Source organism: Streptomyces sulphureus DSM 40104, from assembly GCF_000381025.1.
In the GTDB taxonomy this organism is placed as follows: domain Bacteria; phylum Actinomycetota; class Actinomycetes; order Streptomycetales; family Streptomycetaceae; genus Streptomyces; species Streptomyces sulphureus.
Genome location: NZ_KB905817.1, coordinates 104564 through 124313 on the forward strand (window position 1 = coordinate 104564; position 19750 = coordinate 124313).

General features: G+C 71.8%; 17 protein-coding genes. 5 read left to right on the forward strand and 12 right to left on the reverse strand.

All coding sequences use genetic code 11. The features are described 5' to 3' along the window. Positions 1-89: 89 nt before the first annotated feature. Entirely contained in the window at positions 90-1676 is a 1587-nt protein-coding gene (gene asnB / locus F603_RS0115840) for an asparagine synthase (glutamine-hydrolyzing) (RefSeq protein WP_245600792.1), read from the reverse strand. Positions 1677-1778: 102 nt separating this feature from the next. Between asnB and F603_RS0115845 the strand changes: the two genes are divergently transcribed. Together F603_RS0115845 and F603_RS0115850 are read left to right on the forward strand one after the other, a co-directional pair. Then, positions 1779-2552: an IclR family transcriptional regulator gene (locus F603_RS0115845; protein WP_019546989.1), complete on the forward strand. Its 774-nt coding sequence runs from the start codon at positions 1779-1781 to the stop codon at positions 2550-2552. A gap of 308 nt (positions 2553-2860) precedes the next feature. Continuing rightward, positions 2861-3286, forward strand: a complete 426-nt coding sequence (locus F603_RS0115850) for a hypothetical protein (protein WP_019546990.1) — start codon at positions 2861-2863, stop codon at positions 3284-3286. A 614-nt stretch (positions 3287-3900) separates the two neighbouring features. Here the strand turns inward: F603_RS0115850 and F603_RS0115855 are convergent. Both F603_RS0115855 and F603_RS0115860 read right to left on the reverse strand, forming a co-directional pair. After that, a complete protein-coding gene (locus tag F603_RS0115855) occupies positions 3901-4608 on the reverse strand; it encodes a DUF305 domain-containing protein (RefSeq protein WP_019546991.1) in 708 nt (235 codons plus the stop codon). Then, a complete protein-coding gene (locus F603_RS0115860; RefSeq protein WP_019546992.1) occupies positions 4605-5261 on the reverse strand; it encodes a thioredoxin-like domain-containing protein in 657 nt (218 codons plus the stop codon). The genes F603_RS0115855 and F603_RS0115860 overlap by 4 nt, the downstream gene beginning before the upstream one ends. Before the next feature lie 350 nt (positions 5262-5611). Here F603_RS0115860 and F603_RS0115865 point away from each other — a divergent pair, with 350 nt between their 5' ends. Both F603_RS0115865 and F603_RS0115870 read left to right on the forward strand, forming a co-directional pair. Beyond that, positions 5612-7351 (forward strand): BCCT family transporter, encoded by a 1740-nt coding sequence (locus tag F603_RS0115865; RefSeq protein WP_019546993.1) that lies wholly within the window; start codon positions 5612-5614, stop codon positions 7349-7351. A gap of 169 nt (positions 7352-7520) precedes the next feature. Further along, a complete protein-coding gene (locus F603_RS0115870; RefSeq protein ID WP_245600793.1) occupies positions 7521-9287 on the forward strand; it encodes a BCCT family transporter in 1767 nt (588 codons plus the stop codon). 71 nt (positions 9288-9358) lie between these two features. On the opposite strand, the gene F603_RS0115875 is transcribed toward F603_RS0115870, so the two are convergent. From F603_RS0115875 to F603_RS0115900, 6 genes are all read right to left on the reverse strand, one after another. After that, the gene (locus tag F603_RS0115875) at positions 9359-9766 is read right to left on the reverse strand and encodes a hypothetical protein (protein ID WP_019546995.1); all 408 of its coding nucleotides are present in this window, start codon (positions 9764-9766) and stop codon (positions 9359-9361) included. Positions 9767-9771: 5 nt separating this feature from the next. Next, positions 9772-11571, reverse strand: coding sequence for an aa3-type cytochrome oxidase subunit I (gene ctaD, locus F603_RS0115880; RefSeq protein WP_019546996.1), 1800 nt, complete (start codon positions 11569-11571; stop codon positions 9772-9774). 256 nt (positions 11572-11827) lie between these two features. Beyond that, positions 11828-12469 (reverse strand): SRPBCC family protein, encoded by a 642-nt coding sequence (locus tag F603_RS0115885; protein WP_019546997.1) that lies wholly within the window; start codon positions 12467-12469, stop codon positions 11828-11830. A gap of 21 nt (positions 12470-12490) precedes the next feature. Further along, a complete protein-coding gene (locus F603_RS0115890) occupies positions 12491-14929 on the reverse strand; it encodes a xanthine dehydrogenase family protein molybdopterin-binding subunit (RefSeq protein WP_019546998.1) in 2439 nt (812 codons plus the stop codon). After that, a complete protein-coding gene (locus F603_RS0115895; RefSeq protein WP_019546999.1) occupies positions 14926-15486 on the reverse strand; it encodes a (2Fe-2S)-binding protein in 561 nt (186 codons plus the stop codon). The genes F603_RS0115890 and F603_RS0115895 overlap by 4 nt, the downstream gene beginning before the upstream one ends. Beyond that, entirely contained in the window at positions 15483-16361 is an 879-nt protein-coding gene (locus tag F603_RS0115900) for an FAD binding domain-containing protein (RefSeq protein ID WP_019547000.1), read from the reverse strand. The genes F603_RS0115895 and F603_RS0115900 overlap by 4 nt, the downstream gene beginning before the upstream one ends. A 178-nt stretch (positions 16362-16539) precedes the next feature. Between F603_RS0115900 and F603_RS0115905 the strand changes: the two genes are divergently transcribed. Beyond that, the gene (locus F603_RS0115905) at positions 16540-17691 is read left to right on the forward strand and encodes an XdhC family protein (protein ID WP_019547001.1); all 1152 of its coding nucleotides are present in this window, start codon (positions 16540-16542) and stop codon (positions 17689-17691) included. A 402-nt stretch (positions 17692-18093) separates the two neighbouring features. On the opposite strand, the gene F603_RS0115910 is transcribed toward F603_RS0115905, so the two are convergent. Genes F603_RS0115910 through F603_RS0115920 form a run of 3 tightly spaced genes read right to left on the reverse strand, consistent with a single transcriptional unit; the run spans position 18094 to position 19712 of the window. After that, positions 18094-18363 (reverse strand): DUF6510 family protein, encoded by a 270-nt coding sequence (locus F603_RS0115910; RefSeq protein ID WP_019547002.1) that lies wholly within the window; start codon positions 18361-18363, stop codon positions 18094-18096. Between the two features lie 29 nt (positions 18364-18392). After that, positions 18393-19109, reverse strand: coding sequence for an FAD-binding oxidoreductase (locus tag F603_RS0115915; RefSeq protein WP_019547003.1), 717 nt, complete (start codon positions 19107-19109; stop codon positions 18393-18395). Continuing rightward, positions 19110-19712: a sulfite oxidase-like oxidoreductase gene (locus F603_RS0115920; RefSeq protein WP_019547004.1), complete on the reverse strand. Its 603-nt coding sequence runs from the start codon at positions 19710-19712 to the stop codon at positions 19110-19112. It lies immediately after the preceding gene. Positions 19713-19750 lie beyond the last annotated feature (38 nt).

Sequence of the window (19750 nt, forward strand, 5' to 3'; positions counted from 1 at the left end):
CTTCCGACTCGGCACGGGCTGCAAGGTCCGCACCCGGCTGCCGGAAGGCCCTCGTCGGCACAGGCCGCCGGACAGCACCCCGGCCGGCATCACCCCTCGGCGAACCTCGTCAGCACCTTCTCGACCCGCACCTTCGGCAGCGCGCGCCGGAAGGCCCGGTAGTAGGCGAGCTCCTCCTTGGAGCGGAGCGGGACGCCGGACTCCCGCCGTGCGGCGGTGAGTTCGTCGTCGTCGAGCTGTTCCTCCCAGTACGGCGTCAGCAGGCTTCCCGCGCCGCTGCCGGTGCCGAACTGCACCTTGCGCCGCCACAGCAGGCGGTCGGGGAGGTATCCCGCGAAGGCGCGGCGCAGGTGTGCCTTCTCCATGACGTCGTCGGGGTCCTCGCCCACCTGCTCCAGGGACTTCGTCGCGAGCGGCAGCGACATCGCGTGGGCGATCACGTCGGAGTCGAGGAAGGGGACGCGCGCCTCCAGGCCGTGCGCCATCGTGACGCGGTCGCACCGTTGCAGGTTGAGGCCGTGCAACAGGCCGACGGTGCGCCGGAGTTCGACGTCGAGCGCCTCGGGGTCCGCGTGCTCGCGGTGGTAGTAGCCGTAGCCGGCGAAGAGTTCGTCGGCGCCCTCGCCCGTGAGGACCGCCTTGACGTGCCGGGCGGCGAGCTGCGAGAGGAACCAGTTGGGCACGGCGCTGCGGATCAGCCCGGCGTCGAAGTTCTCCACGCCGGCCACCACCTCGTCGAGCGCGGCCGTCGCGGACTCCGCGTCGAGGAGCGCCTCGTGGTGCTCGGTACCGAGGTGGGCGGCGGCTTCGCGGGCCGCGAGGAGGTCGGGCGAGTCGGGGGTGCCGACGGCGAACGTCTTCAACGTGCGGCCCTGCGCCGCGTACTCCTCGGCAGCGACGGCCGCGACGAGGCTGGAGTCGAGCCCGCCGGAGAGGAAGACGCCGACCTCCACGTCGGCCCGCAGGTGCCGCCGCACGGAGTCGGCGACCACCTCGTGCGTCGCCTTCTCCTGTACTCGCGCGCTCACCCCGTCCCAGACGTCGGCCGCCGCGCGCTCGGGCACGGGCTCCGCGAACCGGTGGAGACCGTCCTCGGGCGTCCACCAGTGCCCGGGCGGGAACATCTCGGCGTACGGCTGGACGTCGGCGTCGAACGCGCGGAGTTCGGAGGCGAAGTGGACGGCGTCGGGGGTGCGTGCCCAGAAGAGCGGCTTGATCCCGATCCGGTCGCGGGCCGCGAGGAACCGCCCGTCCGGGGTCGCGGCGCAGAGCGCCCACATGCCGCCGAGCCGGGCGAGTCCTGCGGCGCCCTCGGTGCGCAGGGCGACGAGCGCCGACTCGGAGTCGGAGGTGGTCAGGTAGTGGTCGTCGCCGTAGCGGGCGCGGAGTTCGGGATCGTTGTAGATCTCGCCGTTGCAGACGAGCGTCCAGGCGGTCTCCGGCGCTTCCGGCCCGGTGAGCGGCTGGCGGCCGCCTTCGAGGTCGAGGAGGGAGAGCCGGCGGTGGCCGAGCCAGGAGGCGCCGACCCGACGCGCGTCGACGTCGTCGGGCCCGCGGTGCGCGAGCCGGTCGAGCATCCGGGCACCGCGCTCCTGCACGGCGCCCTGACCAGGACAGGGCTCGGCGTCGGAGGCTTCGGCGCTCCGCCGGGGATGGATTGCTGCGATGCCACACATGTCTGCGACCGTACGAAGCGCGGGTGCCCATCGACCAACGCGAGTTGCTCCATACGCACGCCGCCTGCACCCTTGGGGCACCGAGGAAAGGCGGTCGGGACGATGGCGGCTGAGTCGCTGAGCAGCGTGCAGCGGGCGCTCGACGTCCTGCGGGTCCTGGGCTCGGGACCCCAGGGCGTACAGGGCGTGGCGTCGGCGCTCGGTCGGGAGAAGACGCAGGTGTCGCGGACGCTGAAGGTGCTCGCCGACGCCGGTTTCGTCGAGCGGGACCCTTCGAGCCTGGAGTACCGGATCGGCTGGCAGGTCTTCGCGCTCGCCGGAGCCGCCGGCGGGGAGCGTCTCCGCCAGGAAGCCCCCGGCGTGCTGCGGCAGCTCGTGCAGAGCCTCCGCGAGCCCGCCTATCTGACGGTGCTCAGCGGCGCCAGCGCCGTGACCGTCCTCACCGAGCGGCCGGTGCGCGGCCTCCAGGCACACGAATGGATCGGCCGCGCGACACCGGTCAATTGCACCTCCTCGGGACGCGCGCTCCTGCTCGGCCTCGGCGACGACGAGGTGCGCGGCCTCCTCGGCGACGCCGCCCAGGCGGGCTCCGACGGCCGACTCCCCGGCACCGAGCAGGCCCCGCGCACGCTCCCCGCGCTGCTGGAGCGGCTGAGCGCGGAGCGCGCCGCCGGGTACGTCCTCGCAGCGGAGGAGTACGAACCGGGGCTCGTCGCCGTTGCCGCGCCAGTGCGCGACCACCGGGGCACGGTGACCGCGGCGCTCAACGTCTCCGCGCCCGTCTTCCGCCTCCCGCCCGAGGCCGTGCCCGGCGTGATCGACGAAGTCACGGGCGCGGCGCGGCAGTTGACGTCCGCCCTCGGCGGCCCTGCCTGACGTACGCGCATACGAGGAGAGTCCGCGCCCGTCCCTCATCTCGGCCTGGCGTCCGAGCCCGTGTCAACGCGACCTCCCCGAGGCTCACCCCTGGCGGCGGTTTGGCCGACGTTCCGTAGCGGCCCCCGCGCCTCGGCCCCACAGTGTTCTCGGGCCGCCCGGCATCCCGGGCCCCCGACCCGGTCGAGGCGATCCGGCCGCTCGATTCCGCTTCGACCCCCCTCCCGCTCCCAGGCTCATGTCCTGCGCGGTCGCCCGGGTCCAGTGCACGTAGTTCACCGATCACTGTTCGCAGCAAGGGAGTTCGCGTGTTCCACAACGCCAGGAAGTTCACCGTCCCCGCCGCTCTCGCGGCCGCAGCCATCGCGTTCACCGCCGTACCGGCCACCGCGGGTGCGCAGACAGCCCCTAGCAGGACCCAGGCGACGACCCAGCAGGAGCAGGCCGCCCCGGCAGCGCAGCGGACCGACCGCTGCGCACCGCGGTACGTCTGCCTCTACCGCGACCGGCACTTCACCCACAAGACGGCGCAGTTCAACCGTGTCACCGGGCGCTGGCAGCGGATCACGCCGCGCCAGTACTGGGTGCAGAACAACACCCGCCGCAACGCGGTCGAGTTCCTGCTCATCAACAACCAGCGCCGGTGCATCCCGCCGCACTTCAAGGGCAAGCTGGAGGTCAGGCACCACCCGAAGGCCCTGCGCATCAGCCGCACCGCCCACTGCCCGCGCTAGCACAACAGACCCACCGGTACATCCCTCGGGCCCGCGCTCAGCGGGCCCGAGGCTCGTGCCTGGTCACCGCCGCCCCGACGACGCAGACCAGGACGCCGCCGCGTCGCAGCGGCCGGGCCGGTCCTCGCGGCGTCAACTGCCCTGCCTCTCAGACTGGTTGGTTTCGATCCACGTTCGGGCGCGAAGGCCGGTGCGCCGGGAAGCTCATGCCCGCTGCGGCTCCGTAGCCACCCGAGGCCACGACTCGCGCACACCGGCCCCGGAGGGCCGGAACCCGCAACCCCCACCGTCGACGGCCCCCGCCACTTCCGCCTCCCGACGACGCGAACTGCGCCGTCGTGCAACCCGGTTGCTGCGACGCGCCTCCCAACGTGAAGGCGGCCGCCACGGCGCCGGACAACGCAACCTCAGTGGTCCACCGCGCACCCGGCAGCCGCCCCTTCCGCGCGGACGCGCACCTCCCGGCGGGCGCACCGTACCGAACGGCTGACACACCGGACGGGACTACGGGCGCCATGGTCGACGGCCCCACCCACGAGCCTCGACGGGCGGCGCGAACCGCCCGTCACGCGGGGCTGGTTGCTGGAGCTACGCGCGACCCGAGCACCCCAACGTCAGTGCTCCCGGGCGCTACCCGACCCCCCGGGCGACGTCGCATGCGCGCCGTGCCCCGCGTCGGACGGCGCCCCGCCGGGGCCGTCGACGGTGCGCAGCAGGTGCGTCATCTCGTCGATCTCCGCCTTCTGCGCGTCGAGCATGCCCTGGGCGAGACGGCGCACCACCGGCTCCCCGGCGCGCTCGACGGCTCCCTCCGCCATGTGCACGCCCCCGCGGTGGTGGCTGATCATGCGCTTGAGGAAGAGGGTGTCGGCCTTCTCCCCCTCGGCGTCGAGGAGTTGGGCGAGTTCGGTGCGGCTGAGCATGCCGGGCATGAGGCGGCCGTCGCGGCGGTCGGCGTCGCTCGGTGGCGGCATGTCCATCCACGCCATGGGGTTCTTCGGGGAGGCGCTCCGCCCCCACAGGTCGAGCCAGCCGAGCATCATGCCGCGCTGCGTCGCCTGCGCCTGCGCGATGTCGTACGCGAGCGTGCGGAGGCGCTCGGAGGAGCCGTGGCGGTAGAGGTGGAACGACATCTCCACCGCCTGCTGGTGGTGGACGGACATGTCGCGTGCGAACCCCACGTCGGCCGAGTCCTCCGCGGGCACCGCGGCGCGCGCCGGTTCGCGCTCTGCCGCGGGTGCGCCGGCGGTGAGGAGCAGCGCGCCGAGGAGTGCGGCGAGGACGAGGCAGGGGCCCGCGGTGCGGAGGTTGCCCGCGGTCACGGCGTCTTCCGTCCGCCGGTCGCCGGCGCTCCGGCCTCGGGCGTCTGCGGCCCCTGCGTGTACGCCTCGAGGAACTGCGCGGCCCGCTTGTCCGTGCCGCTGCGCAGGCTCAACTGGTGCCCCCAGGCGGTCAGTTTGAACGGGGCGCCCTGCTTCGGCACGGGGCTCATCATCCGGTAGGGCACGCCCTCCACCTGCTTGCGCAGGGCCCGGACACCGGAAGCCGGCGCGTCGGGCGCGTAGGTGACCCACACGGTGCCGTGCTCCAGCGAGTGGACGGCGTGCTCGTTGCGGAGCGGCCGGTCGTAGACGGCGCCGTCGGCGTTCTGCCACACGGGGTTGTGGGGGCCGCCGACGGGAGGCACGGGCCGGGCCGGATAGGCGATCCGCCCGCTGCGGTGCTCGCGACCGAGGCCCCGATAGACCTTCTCGCCGCGGATGTTGGCCGCGTCCGGGTCGATCCGCTCCGGTGCGGTGTCGGCGCCCCGCACCTGGTCGGCGGCGCTCGTCGTGGAGGCGACGGCGCCCGCCGCGAGGGCGACCACCACTGCGGGCACCGCGAGCCACGCCGCGCGCCGGCGCGTCCCCGGTGCGTATACGCCGGTGTGCTGGGGGTGTTGCGGGTCGCCTGCGCGCCTGCGCACTCGGAACATGCCGGAACCTTTCCGTCCGCCGTACGTGTGCCCGCGCTCGGAGACCGGCGAGCAGCGGGCGGCACACGCTAGCGGAGAACCGTCCTGATTCGGCACAGAGAACACCCTTGCCACTCTTCCGGGCATATCTCGTCAACACCGCCATGACGGACGGGTGTTCACACCGAGAACCGCGGACCACCGGGCACCGCGCCAACGGTTGCGCTACGACCTCCGAACCCACCGCGCCCACGGAATAACGGGAAAAACCAGGACACACACATAAGATCCCAGCCAGTTGCGCGCGCATCCGTCCAGCGCGGACCCGTGCCGCGCGCCTCTTCCGCCCCCCACTGAGAAGGGAGCCGAGCGTGGCCGCGCACCCCACGGGGAACCCGCCCGATCAACCCGCCGGCGAGACGGAGGCCGAGGAGGAGTCGGAGGGCCCCACGAGTTCGGTGGCGCACCGGGTCTTCTGGCCCTCCGCCGTGGTCATCCTGCTCTTCGTCCTCTATGCGGTGCTCTTCCCGAAGTCGGCCGCCTCGGCCGTGACGACGGTGCAGGACCACATCATCGGCTACCTCGGCTGGTACTACCAGGCGATCGTCTCGCTCTTCGTGATCTTCTCGATCTGGGTCGGCGTCAGCCGCTTCGGCGACATCAAGCTCGGCAGGGACGAGGACGAGCCGGAGTTCGGCCTCCTCTCCTGGCTCTCGATGCTCTTCGCGGCGGGCATGGGCATCGGCCTCGTCTTCTGGGGCGTCGCCGAACCGCTCACCTTCTACGACGACCCCAAGCCCGGCATCGGCGAAAGCTCCGCAGCACGCTCGGAGTTCGCGATGCGGCAGACGTTCCTGCACTGGGGCGTCCACCCCTGGGCGATCTACGCCGTCGTCGGCCTCGCCGTCGCCTACGCGGTCCACCGCAGGGGGCGCCCCGTCTCGATCCGGTGGACGCTGGAGCCGCTCATCGGGAACCGGGTCAAGAGCGGCTGGGGCGACCTCATCGACGTCATCGCCATCATCGGCACCCTCTTCGGCGTCGCCACCTCGCTCGGCCTCGGCGTGATGCAGATCTCCGCGGGGATGCAGTACAGCGGCTGGGTGGACAGCACGGGCGAGGGCCTGCAGGTGATCCTCATCATCGTGATCACGTTGATCGCGATCGGCTCCGTGGTCTCGGGGCTAGGACGCGGCATCAAGCTGCTCTCCAACCTCAACATCGCCATCGCTGCACTACTCATGATCTTCGTGCTGGTGACGGGGCCCACGGAGTTCATCTTCAACACCCTCGTCCAGAGCATCGGCAACTACCTTCAGAACTTCCTCCAGATGAGCTTCGACACCGGCGTCAACCACGGGAGCGAAGGCACGGGGTGGGTGCGCCAGTGGACGCTCTTCTACTGGGGCTGGTGGATCTCCTGGTCCCCGTTCGTCGGCATCTTCATCGCACGCATCTCACGCGGCCGTACCGTGCGGGAGTTCATCGCGGGCGTGCTGCTGGTGCCGACCGTCGTCACCTTCGTCTGGTACTCCGCGCTCGGCGGCTCCGCGCTCTGGGAGGAGATCTTCGGGAGCGGCAACCTCACCGAGGGAGGCGTCAACACCGACACGGCGCTCTTCCAGCTCCTCCACAACCTTCCGTGGACCGGCTTCGTCTCGGGGGTCACGATCCTGCTGATCGTCCTCTTCTTCGTCACCTCCTCGGACTCCGGCTCGTTCGTCGTCGACATGCTTGCCTCGGGCGGCGAACAGAACCCACCGATCTGGAGCCGGGTCTTCTGGTCGGTCGCGGAGGGCGCCGTCGCCATCGCGCTCCTCCTCGCCGGAGGCGCCGGCTCCGACTCGCTCACCACGCTCCAGACGACAGCGATCATCACGGCGCTGCCCTTCAGCGTCATCATGCTGATCACCTGCGTCGCGACGCTGCGCTGCCTGCGCGCCGAGCACCGCGCCTACGAGGCGGCCCGGCGCAGGGAGATGGCGCAGCGGCTCGTGCACCACACCGTCAACGCGCTGGAGGAGAACCGCCAGGACGAGGCCGCGGGTCGGACGCGGGCGTGGGGCGAGTACCCGCGCGGCTCCAGAAGGCTTCCCTGGCGCAGGCGTTGACCGCACGGCTGCCGCATACACCTGCTCGAACCCGAGTACTACCGAGCGGCGGCAAAGACTACGTTTTCTCTTCGTTATGCATACGGGGCTGAGGCGCGGGCACGCGCCTCGCCCGGGCCGTCCACGGGCCCGGGTGATGACCACAGCCCCAAACGCGAAGGGAACGAGTGTGGCTGCGCAACAGACGGGGAAGACGCGGGAGGCCCCGCCGGAGGCCGATGAGAACCGACCATCCGGCGGTCCGAAGAAACGGGAGTCGTCGGTGGCCCCGTGGGTCTTCTGGCCCTCCGCGATCATCATCGTGGCCTTCGTGCTCTACGCGGTGATCTTCCAGGAGTCGGCCGCGAACCTGGTGACGTCGATCCAGGACAACATCGTGGGCGGGCTCAGTTGGTACTACATGGCCATCGTCTCGCTCTTCGTGATCTTCTCGCTCTGGGTGGGGATAGGCCGCTTCGGCGACATCAAGCTCGGCAAGGACCACGAGAAGGCCGAGTACAGCCTCCTCTCCTGGCTCTCGATGCTCTTCGCCGCCGGCATGGGCATCGGCCTCGTCTTCTGGGGCGTCGCCGAACCGCTCAACTTCTACGACGCACCCAAACCGGGCGTCGGTGAAAGCCCGGCCGACAGGGCCGAGTTCTCCATGGTGCAGACGTTCCTGCACTGGGGCATCCACCCGTGGGCGATCTACGTCGTCGTCGGCCTCGCCGTCGCCTACGCGATCCACCGCAAGGGCCGCCCCGTCTCGATCCGCTGGGCGCTGGAGCCGGTCCTCGGCAACCGCGTCAAGGGCTGGCTCGGCAACGTCATCGACGTCATCGCCGTCGTCGGCACGCTCTTCGGCGTCGCCACCTCGCTCGGCTTCGGCGTGATGCAGATCTCCGCAGGACTCGACTTCTCCGGCTGGGTGGAGAACCCGGGCCAGGGCCTTCAAGTCGCCCTGATCATCGGCATCACGGTGCTCGCGACGATCTCCGTCGTCACGGGCATCGGCAAGGGCATCAAGTGGCTCTCCAACATCAACATGGGCCTCGCCGCCGCCCTGATGCTCTTCATCCTCGTCGCGGGGCCGACGCTCTTCATCTTCAGCGGCTTCATCCAGAACATCGGAGGCTACCTCCAGACCGTGCTCCAGATGAGCTTCGACACCGGCGCGAGCCAGGGCAGCGCCGGCACCGACTGGACCAAGGACTGGACGATCTTCTACTGGGGCTGGTGGATCTCCTGGTCCCCGTTCGTCGGCATCTTCATCGCACGCATCTCGCGCGGGCGCACCGTCCGCGAGTTCGTCTGCGGTGTGCTGCTCGTCCCGACGCTGCTCACCTTCTTCTGGTACAGCGTCCTGGGCGGTTCCGGCATCCACACCGAAGTGTTCGGCGAGGGCGGCCTCATCGGGGACGGCGTCAACGACGACACGGCGCTCTTCCAACTGCTGGAGACCCTGCCGGCCGCCGGGATCGTCATCGGCCTGACGATCCTGCTGATCGTCCTCTTCTTCGTCACCTCCTCGGACTCCGGCTCCTACGTCGTCGACATGCTCACCTCCGGCGGCGATCCCGATCCGCCGAGGTGGAGCCGCGTCTTCTGGTCGTGCGCCGAGGGCGCCGTGGCCATCGCGCTCCTCGTCGCGGGCGGCAAGGGGACCGATTCGCTCACCACGCTCCAGACGACGGCGATCATCATCGCCCTGCCGTTCAGCGTCGTGATGCTCTTCATGTGCGCGGCGACGATCAAGTCGCTGCGCCATGAGCGCCAGGCGTACCTCAAGGCACGCCAGGAGGCCGAGCAGGACCTCATGATCGACAAGGCGGTCTCCGCCATCGAGGAGAGCCTCGAGAACGGCACCCTGGAGACGCCGATCCCGGCGCAGCAGGACGGCGAGCAGGCGAACACCTCGCCCTCGACATCGCGTTCGCGCCAGGAGGACTCCCGGTAACCGACCGCGGCAGCGGAAGCGGGGCGGGCTGCGTGCCCGCCCCGCTGTATGTGCGCTCCCGTCGTGCGCCCTCAGCTCCTGGCCGCCAGACCCAGCAGCGTCAGCACGCCCGACGCCGCCGCCGTCGCCGCGAGGAAGAGCGCGGTGCAGCGCGCCTTGAGCCGGTCGTAGCGGTGCTGGTACTCGAGGCGCAGTTCGCCGGCGCGCCGGGTCGTCGCCTGGAGGGAGCGGCGGGTGTGGTCGAGATGGTCGCCGGCGTAGAGCGTCTCCACCTCGCGGCGCTGCTCCCCGGTGAGCCACGGGAGACGGCGGGTGAAGGAGGCGGCCTGCACACGGGCCTCGTCGATCGCCGAGTGCGCGAGGAGGTACCCCTCCAAGTCGACGAGTCCTTCTGCGACTTCACCGGACGCGCTGTCCACGGGCGCGGGACGCTCGGGCGCCTGTCTCGCTGCGCGCCGGGGGCGCTTGCGGGTCGCCATACGCCTCACACCTGGCCTTCCCCGCCGTCCGCCCCGTGCTGACCGTCCGGGCGCGCCGTGCCGGAACCCCCGGCCGCCGTGCCGGACTCGTCGACGCGCCCGGTGGTGAAGCCGCGGGAGGTCGGCGGAGGTTCGCCGACGTGGAGTTCGTCGAGCTGTGCCACCTCGGGGTGGTGGAGGTCGAAGGCCGGGGACTCGGAGCGGATGCGGGGCATGGCGTAGAAGTTGTGCGCCGGGGGCGGGCAGGAGGTCGCCCACTCCAGCGAACGGCCGTATCCCCAGGGGTCGTCGACCTCGATCTTCTTGCCGTACTTCGCCGTCTTCCAGACGTTGTAGAAGAACGGCAGCATCGAGAGGCCGAGGAGGAAGGAGCCGATCGAGGAGACGGTGTTGAGCGCGGTGAAGCCGTCGGCCGCGAGGTAGTCCGCGTACCGGCGGGGCATGCCCTCGGCACCGAGCCAGTGCTGGACGAGGAAGGTGGTGTGGAAGCCGACGAAGAGCGTCCAGAAGGTGATCTTGCCGAGGCGCTCGTCGAGCATCTTGCCCGTGAACTTCGGCCACCAGAAGTGGAATCCGGCGAAGGTGGCGAAGACGACGGTGCCGAAGACCACGTAGTGGAAGTGCGCGACGACGAAGTACGTGTCCGAGACGTGGAAGTCCATCGGCGGCGACGCGAGGAGAACACCCGTGAGCCCGCCGAAGAGGAAGGTCACGAGGAAGCCGGTCGCCCAGAGCATCGGCGTCTCGAAACTCAGCGATCCCTTCCACATCGTGCCGATCCAGTTGAAGAACTTCACGCCCGTCGGCACCGCGATGAGGAACGACATGAGCGAGAAGAAGGGGAGCAGCACCCCTCCCGTGACGAACATGTGGTGGGCCCAGACCGTCACCGAAAGGCCCGTGATCGCGACCGTCGCCCCGACGAGGCCGACGTACCCGAAGATCGGTTTGCGGCTGAAGACGGGGATGATCTCGGTGACGATCCCGAAGAACGGCAGCGCGATGATGTAGACCTCGGGATGCCCGAAGAACCAGAAGAGGTGCTGCCAGAGCAGCGGCCCGCCGTTCGCCGCCTCGAAGATCATCCCGCCGAACTTGCGGTCGTACTCCAGCGCCAGCAGCGCGGCGGCGAGCACGGGGAAGGCCATGAGCACCAGCACGGCGGTGAGCAGGACGTTCCAGGTGAAGATCGGCATCCGGAACAGCGTCATGCCGGGCGCCCGCATCCCGACGATGGTGGTGATGAAGTTGACGGAGCCGAGGATCGTGCCGAACCCCTGGAAGGCGAGGCCCATGACCCACATGTCGTGGCCGACGCCCGGGCTGCGGACGGCGTCGGTGAGCGGCGAGTAGGCGAACCAGCCGAAGTCCGCCGCGCCGTTGGGCGTGAGGAAGCCGCCCACCACGATGAGCGACCCGAAGAGGAAGAGCCAGTACGAGAGCATGTTCAGCCGCGGGAGCGCGACGTCGGGCGCCCCGATCTGGATCGGCATGATCCAGTTGCCGAAGCCGATGAACGTCGGCGTCGCGAACATCAGCAGCATCACCGTGCCGTGCATGGTGAAGAACTGGTTGAACTGCTCGTGCGAAAGCAACTGGATGCCAGGACGGGCGAGTTCGGCGCGCATCAGCAGCGCCATCACCCCGCCGAGCAGGAAGAAGACAAAGGACGTGACGAGGTAGAGCGTGCCGATCTGCTTGTGATCGGTGGTGGTGAGCCACTGGACCACCACCGACCCCGGCCGCTTGCGCGGCGGCTCCGACTGCTCCCCTGCGACGTTTGGCGGACTCTCCGTCGACGTCATGGCCTGCTCCCTCTGCGGTGGCGGTGCGCGGAGGGCGGCCCCCTGTGCGGGCGGACGCTGTGAGCCGTCGTCCGGGTGTGGGGGAGTCGCGCCGCGCGGGACGGAACCATGCATAGCGCGCAGAGCACGGAGTTCGTGGAATACCACGCCGAACACCCTTTACCGGACATGGATCGACGGCGCACACCACCCGGCGCGGAGGAGCGGAGACGCGCGTCGTCCGGCCCCGGCAAGCCGGGACCGGACGACGCGAGGTTCAGGCGGACTTGCGCCGCAGCAGCCGCACCGCGAGCAGCGTGACGGCGACGCTCCCCGCGACGAGCGCCGGCACCTTCGCCCGCTTCGCGAGGGCCGGCCAGACGGCGGCCCCCACGTCGAGCGCTTCGGGCTCGGCCGCGGTCGACGCCGCGGGCGCCGCGGACCGGGCTGCGTCCGGCGCCGCCGTCCCGACGTCCGGCTGTGCGCTCAGGTGCTTCTGCAGGTTGCCGGCGAACTGCTGCACCAGCCGGTCCCCGACCTCGACGAGGATGCCGCGCCCGAACTGCGCCGGCTTCCCCGTGAGATCGAGGTCGGTCCGCACGCGGACGGCGGTGCCCTCGCCGTCCGGCGTCAACGTGGCGGTGACCGTCGCGGTGGCGGTGCCGCCGCCGCGGGTCTCGCTGCCGCTGAGGTCGAGGACGACGCGCCGGGCCGCCTCGTCCCTGGTGATCGTCCCCTTGCCGCGGTAACTCATCGCCACCGCACCGACCTTGACCTTCACCCGCCCCTCGAAGCTGTTCTCGTCCGCGCGGTCGAGGACGGCGCCCGGCATGCAGGGCGCTATCGCCTCGATGTCGTGGAAGAGGCGCCAGGTCTCCTGCTGCGGCACCGGCACCTGGAAGCTGTGGTCGAGTTGCATGGTCTCTCCGTACGTGCGTGCTCAGGCGGTCGGGACGGCGGGGCGCTCGGCTTCGCCCCGCTCCCCCGCGGACTCGCGGATCAGGGCGCGGACCCGGTGCGGCGTCAGCGGACCGCGTCGTACCACCGCACCGTACGGACGCAGCGCGTCCTCCACCGCGTTCGAGATCACAGCCTGCGGCGCGATCGCGCCGCCCTCCCCCAGGCCCTTGACGCCGAGGTCGTTGAGGGTGCTGTGGGTGTGGGTCTCGTCCAGCTCCAGATCGGGGATCTCCGAGGAGGTGGGGAGGAGGTAGTCCATGTACGTCGTGGTGACGGGCTGGCCGTCGGGCCCGTACGCCATCTCCTCGTAGAGGGCGCCGCCGATCCCCTGCGCGACGCCGCCCGTCACCTGCGCCTCGGCGATCATCGGGTTGACGATGCGCCCCGCGTCGTGGACGACGACGTACCGCTCGATCTCCACCTCGCCGGTCCGGGTGTCGACGTCCACGACGACGGCGTGCGCCCCCGCCGCGAAGGTGAAGCCGGGTGGGCGGAAGTGCGCCGTCTCGCTGAGGTCGGCGCCGAGCCCGTCGGGCACCGTCATCGGGGAGTTGACGAGTGCGGCGAGCGGCAGGCCCTCGGGCGCCTCGCTTCCCGCACCCTCGTCAGCGGACTTCAGCGGGAGCACAACGCCGTCGACCACGGTCAGCTCGTCGGCCGGCGTCCCGAGGCGGGCGGAGGCCGAGTTGAGGATCTTCTCGCGGAGCAGCCGCCCCGCGCGATGCGTCGCGTTCCCCGCGGTGACGAGCGCCCGGCTGGCGATGGTGCCGACGCCGAAGGGCACCGCGTCGGTGTCCCCACCGACGACGTCGACGACGGAAGGCGGGACGCCGAGCGCATCGGCGGCGATCTGCGCCATGCTGGTGCGGTGCCCCTGGCCCTGCGAAGGCGTGCCGAGGTAGAGGCCGACCCGCCCGTTGCGCCGCAGTTGGACGCGCGCCGACTCGAAGGGGCCTAGCCCCGTCGCCTCCAGATAGACGGCGAAGCCGACGCCGACGCGGTGCCCCTCGCGCTCCCCCGCGCGCTGCCGCTCGCGCACGGCGGGCACGTCGATCCGGTCCACGGCGCGCCGCAGGAGTTCGGGGAAGTCGCCCGAGTCGTACTCCTGCGGGTTGCCCGCGCGGTCGACGAGTCCGGTGCGGTACGGCATCGCCTCGGGCGGTATCAGGTTCCTCGCGCGCAGCTCGGCCGGCTCGATCCCCAGCTTCGCCGCGAGGCGGTCCATCGCGCGCTCCATCGCGAAGACGGCCTCGGGGCGGCCGGCGCCGCGATAGGGCGCTGTGTAGGTGGTGTTGGTGAGGACGGCCTTGACGTCGATGTGGACGTGCGGGACGCGGTACGGGCCGAGCAGGTGGCACAGCGAGTTGTACGGGACGACGAGGCCCGTGATCGTGGTGGCGCCGAAGTTGACGAGGATCTCGTCCCGCAGGCCGAGCAGCCGCCCCTCGGCGTCGGCGGCGAGCGAGATCCGGTGGGTCTGCTCGCGCGCGTGCGCGGTGCCCGTCAGGTTCTCGTTGCGGTCCTCGCGCCAGCTCACGGGGCGCCCCGACCGGTGCGCGGCGAACGGCACGAGGAGGTCCTCCACGTAGAGGACGCCCTTCTGCCCGAATCCGCCGCCGACGTCGGTGGCGATCACGCGGACCTGCTCGGGGTCGAGACCGAGCGTGCCGGCGACCGTGTCGCGCACCCGGTGCGGCGTCTGGTGACTCGACCACACGGTGAGCCGTCCGTCGTACCCGCCGGGTGCGGCGGTGATGCCGCGCGGCTCGATCGGCGAGGCGACGTAGCGGTGCGCCCGGAACTCCTCTTCGACCACGCAGGCCGCCTCGGCGAAGGCGGCCTGCGGGTCGCCGACGGTGGTGTCGAGCGCGAGCGCCACGTTGTCGTCCCAACTCTCCTCGACGCGCGGCGAGTCCGGGCGCAGCGCCGCCTCCGGGTCGACGACGACGTCGAGCGGCTCGTACTCCACGTCGATCAGCTCCAGCGCGTCCTCGGCGAGGTAGCGGCTGTCGGCGGCGACGAGCGCGACGGGCTGCCCGACGAAGGTGACCTTCTCCCCCGCGAGGAGCGGCATCGGCAGCGCCCGCACCAGCGGATCGAGCGCCTCCTGGAGCCCCGCGGGGACGGCGAGTTCGGCGCGGTTGAGGAGCGGCGGGAGCGCTGCCGTGTCCTCGCCCGTCCAGATCGCGTGGACGCCGGGGAGGCGCGCGGCGGCCTCCGTGCCGAGGGAGGTGATCCGGGCGTGGGCGTGCGGGCTGCGGAGGAAGGCGAGTTCGAGGGTGCCGGGGAGGCCGAGGTCGTCGGCGTAGCGCCCGTTGCCCCGCAGGAGGCGGTCGTCCTCGACGCGGGGCAGGCGGCGCCCGATCCACGCCTCCTGCTCCGTGCCCGCGCTCGCCGGGGCGGCCTGCTGGGTGGTCACTTCTCCTCGCCTGCCTTCCCGTACCGGTCGTCGAGGACCTGCTCGACGGCGGCTCTGATGTTGCGGTAGCCGGTGCAGCGGCACAGGTGGCCGCTGAGCTGGTCGGCGACCTCGTCCTCGGCGGGGCGCTCGGGCGCCTCCACCATGGCGGTGCAGCTCATCACGAAGCCGGCCGTGCAGAAACCGCACTGCATGGCGTGCTGCTCGTGGAAGGCGCGCTGGACGTCGGTGAGCTGCCCCTCCTCGTCCGCGAGCGACTCGACGGTGCGCAGCGAGGCGCCCTCGCAGGCCACGGCCAACGTGAGGCAGGAGCGCACCGGTTCGCCGTCGACGAGGACGGTGCAGGCGCCGCAGACGCCGTGCTCGCAGCCGACGTGGGTGCCGGTGAGGGAGAGTCGCGCGCGGAGGAAGTCGCTCAGCAGCAGCCGCGACTCCACCTGCGCGCGGATGGGGCGCCCGTTGACGGTGAGGTGGAGCTCGTGCCAGGAGGACGGCTCGCTCAGCGGCGGGGCTGCGCTCGGCAGCGGGTCGGGTCTCGCTTCGGTCGTGTCGGTCACCGGGTACGCTCCCAGGCTCGGTTGCAGGCGCGGACGAGGAGGATCTCGGCGGCCTCGCGCCGCCACTCCGCGTCGGCGTGCACGTCGGACGGCGGGTCGAGGCGGGCGCGGGCCGCGGCTCCGGCTGCGGCGAAGGCGTCGTCGAGTCGCTCCGGCCCCTCGGCGGCGAGGAGCGCGTCCTCCGCCTCGGGGAGCCGCAGCGGCCGGGAGCCCGCCGCGCAGAAGACGACGCGGGCGCGGTCGACGCCGCCGGCCTCGGCACGGGTGAGCAGGACGGCCACGCCGATCGCGGCGAAGTCGCCGCGGCGGCGGGCGAGTTCCTCGAACGACCAACCTGTGCGGTGCGGTTGGGCGGCGAACCGGACGGAGGTGACGATCTCGTCGGCTTCGAGCGCGGTGAGGAAGGTGCTGAGGAAGAAGTCGTCGGCGTCGACGGTGCGGGTTCCGGCGGGGCCGCTGAGGTCGAACCGCGCGTCGAGCGCGAGCGCCGCCGTCGGGAGCTCGGCGGCGGGGTCGTGGTGGACGAGGCTGCCGCAGACGGTGCCGCGGTTGCGGATCTGCGGGTGCCCGATGTGCCCGATCGCCTCGGTGAGCAGCGGCCACCCGGCGCTCACCGCGGGGTCGACGGCGACGGCGGCCTGGCGGACCCCCGCGCCTATCCGGAGCGCGCCGTCCCCCTCGACGTCCAGGGTGCGCAGCTCGGGTATGCGGGTGATGTCGACGAGCAACTCGGGCCTGGCGAGCCGCATGTTGAGCATGGGGACGAGCGACTGACCACCGGCGAGGACCTTCACCTCCCGCTCTTCGTCGGCGAGGAACCGCAGCGCTTCGGGCAGGGTGCCCGGCGCGACGTAGTCGAACGGAGCCGGTTTCACGCGACCACCTGTCTCTCCACCGGGCCGCATCAGCTCTGCCGAGTTAACTAAGCCCTAAGATTTTCAGCAACCGTAGACAGCAGAATCGCTCAGCCGCCCAAGTGTCAACCCCTATCGAAGGTTTCCTCGCGGAAAGATAATGACGACAGACCGGCGGGCGAAGGGAAGGCGGGCAAGCGTGCGTGACGTCCTACAGCAGGCGCTGACCTGGCAGCGCGACGGCATCCCATTCGCCGTCGCAACCACCACGGCGACGTGGCGTTCGGCACCGAGGCCGGTGGGCGCCGCGATGGCGGTCAGCTCCTCGGGCGAGGTCGCGGGGAGCCTCTCCGGCGGCTGCGTCGAGGGCGCCGTCCACCAACTCGCACTCGACGTACTGGAGTCGGGCGAGCCGGCGGTCGAGCAGTACGGCGTCACCGACGACGACGCCTTCGCCGTCGGCCTCACCTGCGGCGGCGTCCTCGACGTACTGGTCCGCCCGTTCCGCGCCGAAGAGGGCCCGCTGCTGGAGCGGTTGGCGGCCCAGCAGGCGGCCGGGCTCCCCGCCGCGCTCGTCACCGTCGTCGAGGGCGCCGTGCCCGTCGGCGGCACCCTCCTCGCGTGGCAGGACGCCGAAGGCGGGCGGCACACCCTCGGGGCGCTCGGGACGCCGGAGGCCGACCGCGCCGGCGCGCACGCGGCGTTCGGGGCGCTCGCGGCGGGCGGTGCCGCGCGCACGCTCGACGTCGAGGAGTGCGGCACGCGCGCGGGCGGACGGGCGACGCTGCTCGTCGAGTCGTACGCGCCGCCGCCGCGGATGCTCGTCTTCGGAGCCACCGACTTCGCCGAGGCGCTCACCAGGATCGGCCGGTTCCTCGGCTACCACGTCGTGCTCTGCGACGCGCGCCCCGTCTTCGCCACCGCACAGCGCTTCCCTTACGCGAACGAGATCGTCGTCGACTGGCCGCACCGCTACCTCGACTCGGTGCGCGACACCGTGGACGAGCGCACCGCCGTCTGCCTGCTCACCCACGACCCGAAGTTCGACGTCCCCGCCCTGACGACGGCGCTGCGCAGCCGCGCCGGCTACGTCGGCGCCATGGGCAGCCGCCGCTCGCACACCGACCGCCTGGAACGCCTCCGAGAGGCCGGCCTCTCGGAACCCGAACTCACCCGGCTCCGCTCGCCGATCGGCCTCGACCTGGCGGGCCACACCCCTGAGGAGACCGCACTCTCCGTCGCAGCCGAACTCGTCGCCTCCCGCTCCGGCGGCACCGGCACCCCGCTCTCCACCACCGACGTACCGCTGCACCGGGCAACGGGTCGGGAGGTGCGGCAACCCGAGGGGTGACTCGCGTCCCAGGCGTCGAGCCGCTTCGGGGCCCGGCGACGTCGATCCGTCGCCCCTGCGTCTCCGAGAACCCCGCCCCACAGGCGTGCCGGAGCGGCGCCCGTCAGCAGCGGGTCCGGCCGTTCTCCGCAACAAGCGGCGGCAGCTTCGAGAGCAAACGCCGTCCGCAGCAATGCGGTTGGCCCACGGCAGTCCCTCGCCCTTCCGAGCGGAGGCCCCACCGCAACGGCACCGACGTCCAGAACAAGCAGTCATGCCGTCTCGCCCCGCAAGACGGCGGGCCGGGCCGGGGCGCGGGGAGGGACGGCCCGGACTCCGCCGAGGAGAGAAGGCTGCCCGTTCGTGGGCGTTCCTCGCAGCACGGAATGCGGCAAACCACCCGGAGTGGGGGCGCGGGCGTGCTCACTCCGCGAGGGGGAAGCGGAACGCGCCCTCGGAGCCGCCGAGTTGGAGCCAGAGCGCGCCGGGGTGGCGTGCCATGCGCAGGGCGATCGCCGAACACCCGGGGCAGCGCGCGGTGATGCCGGGCTGGGGTCCGTAGACGTGGAGTTGGGCGAGGCTGGAGACGAGCCGGCAGTGCGGGCAGCGGCGCAGTGCGGTCGTCGGCTCGACCGCGAAGACCTCCGACAGCGGTCCCGCGAGCATGTTCCCGTCGAGGTGCTGCATGACCATCGCCTGCTCCTCTCTCCCACCGGCGGCCGTCACCCGAACCGCTCCGTCCGCACCCGCCCGGGGGGCACGCCCGCTGCGACGAGGAGCCCCGCCGCGTGCTCGACGAACCCGGTCGGCCCGCAGACGTAGCAGAGCGGCGGGCCGCCCTCGACCTCCGCGGCGCCTGCGAGATCCGCCGCCGTCAACCGCCCTGCGGGGCGCGGTTCCTCCGCAGGCGCCTCGCGGCTGTAGAGGAGGCGCGTCCGCACGCCGTCCGCGTCCGCACCGGGGCGCAGCTCCTCCGCGTACCAGCGCTCGGCGGGCGAGCGGAGCGCGTACAGGAGCAGGAACGGCGACCGTGCCGCCGAGCTCCGCCGGGCGCGCACCATCGCCCTCAGCGGAACGATCCCCGAGCCCCCGCCGAGCAGCAGCACCGGCTCCGTACGCTCGCCGCGCCAGACGAACCAGCCACCGAGCGGTCCCCGCACCTCGACGTAGGCGTCGAGCGGCAACTGCTCCGCGAGGTAGGGAGACACCTCGCCGCCCTCGACCGGCTGGACGCCGAGCTCCAGGCGGTCACCCTCGGCCGGAGCGGCGAGGGAATAGCTGCGGATGGCCTGGTACCCGTCGTCGGCCGTGAGCCGCACGTCGACGTGTTGCCCCGGCAGGTGGCCCGGCCACTTCTCGACGTCGAAGAGGAGGGTGCGCGCGGTCGCGTTCTCCTCCCTGCGCGCGGCGAGCCGCGCGAAGTACCAGTGCCCGTGCACTCAGTCGCTCCTGTTGCGCTGCTCGCGCCAGGGGTCGCCGTACATGTGGTAGCCGACCGACTCCCAGAACCCCGGCTCGTCGCGGTCGAGCAGCCGGAGCCCCGACACCCACTTCGCGGATTTCCAGAAGTACAGGTGCGGAACGAGGAGCCGCGCCGGGCCGCCGTGCTCGGGTGGGAGCGGGAGGCCGTCGAAGGTGTGCACGATCCACGCCCTTCCGCCGGTGAGGTCGGCGAGCGGCAGGTTGGTCGTGTAGCCGCCGTAGGACTCGGCCATGACGTGGCTCGCGCTCGTGTCCACGCCTTCCAGCAGGACGTCGACGGAGACGCCGCGCCAGCTCGTGTCCCACTTCGTCCACCGGGTGACGCAGTGGATGTCGACGGTCGGCTCCTCCTGCGGGAGGTCGCCGAAGCCCGCCCAGTCCCAGGTGCGCAGCCGCTCGCCTTCGGTGCCCGTGAGCGTGAACTCCCACGTGGACGTGGGGACTTCGGGCGTCGGCCCGGCGGAGAGGACGGGGAACTGCTCGGTCGGGTACTGCCCGGGCGGGAGTCGGTCGCTGCGCGGGCGGGTGTGGCCGTGGAAGCCGGGGGAGAGGGTGTTCACGCTGCTCGCCTCGCTCGTGGACGTCGGGCGGGCGGCGC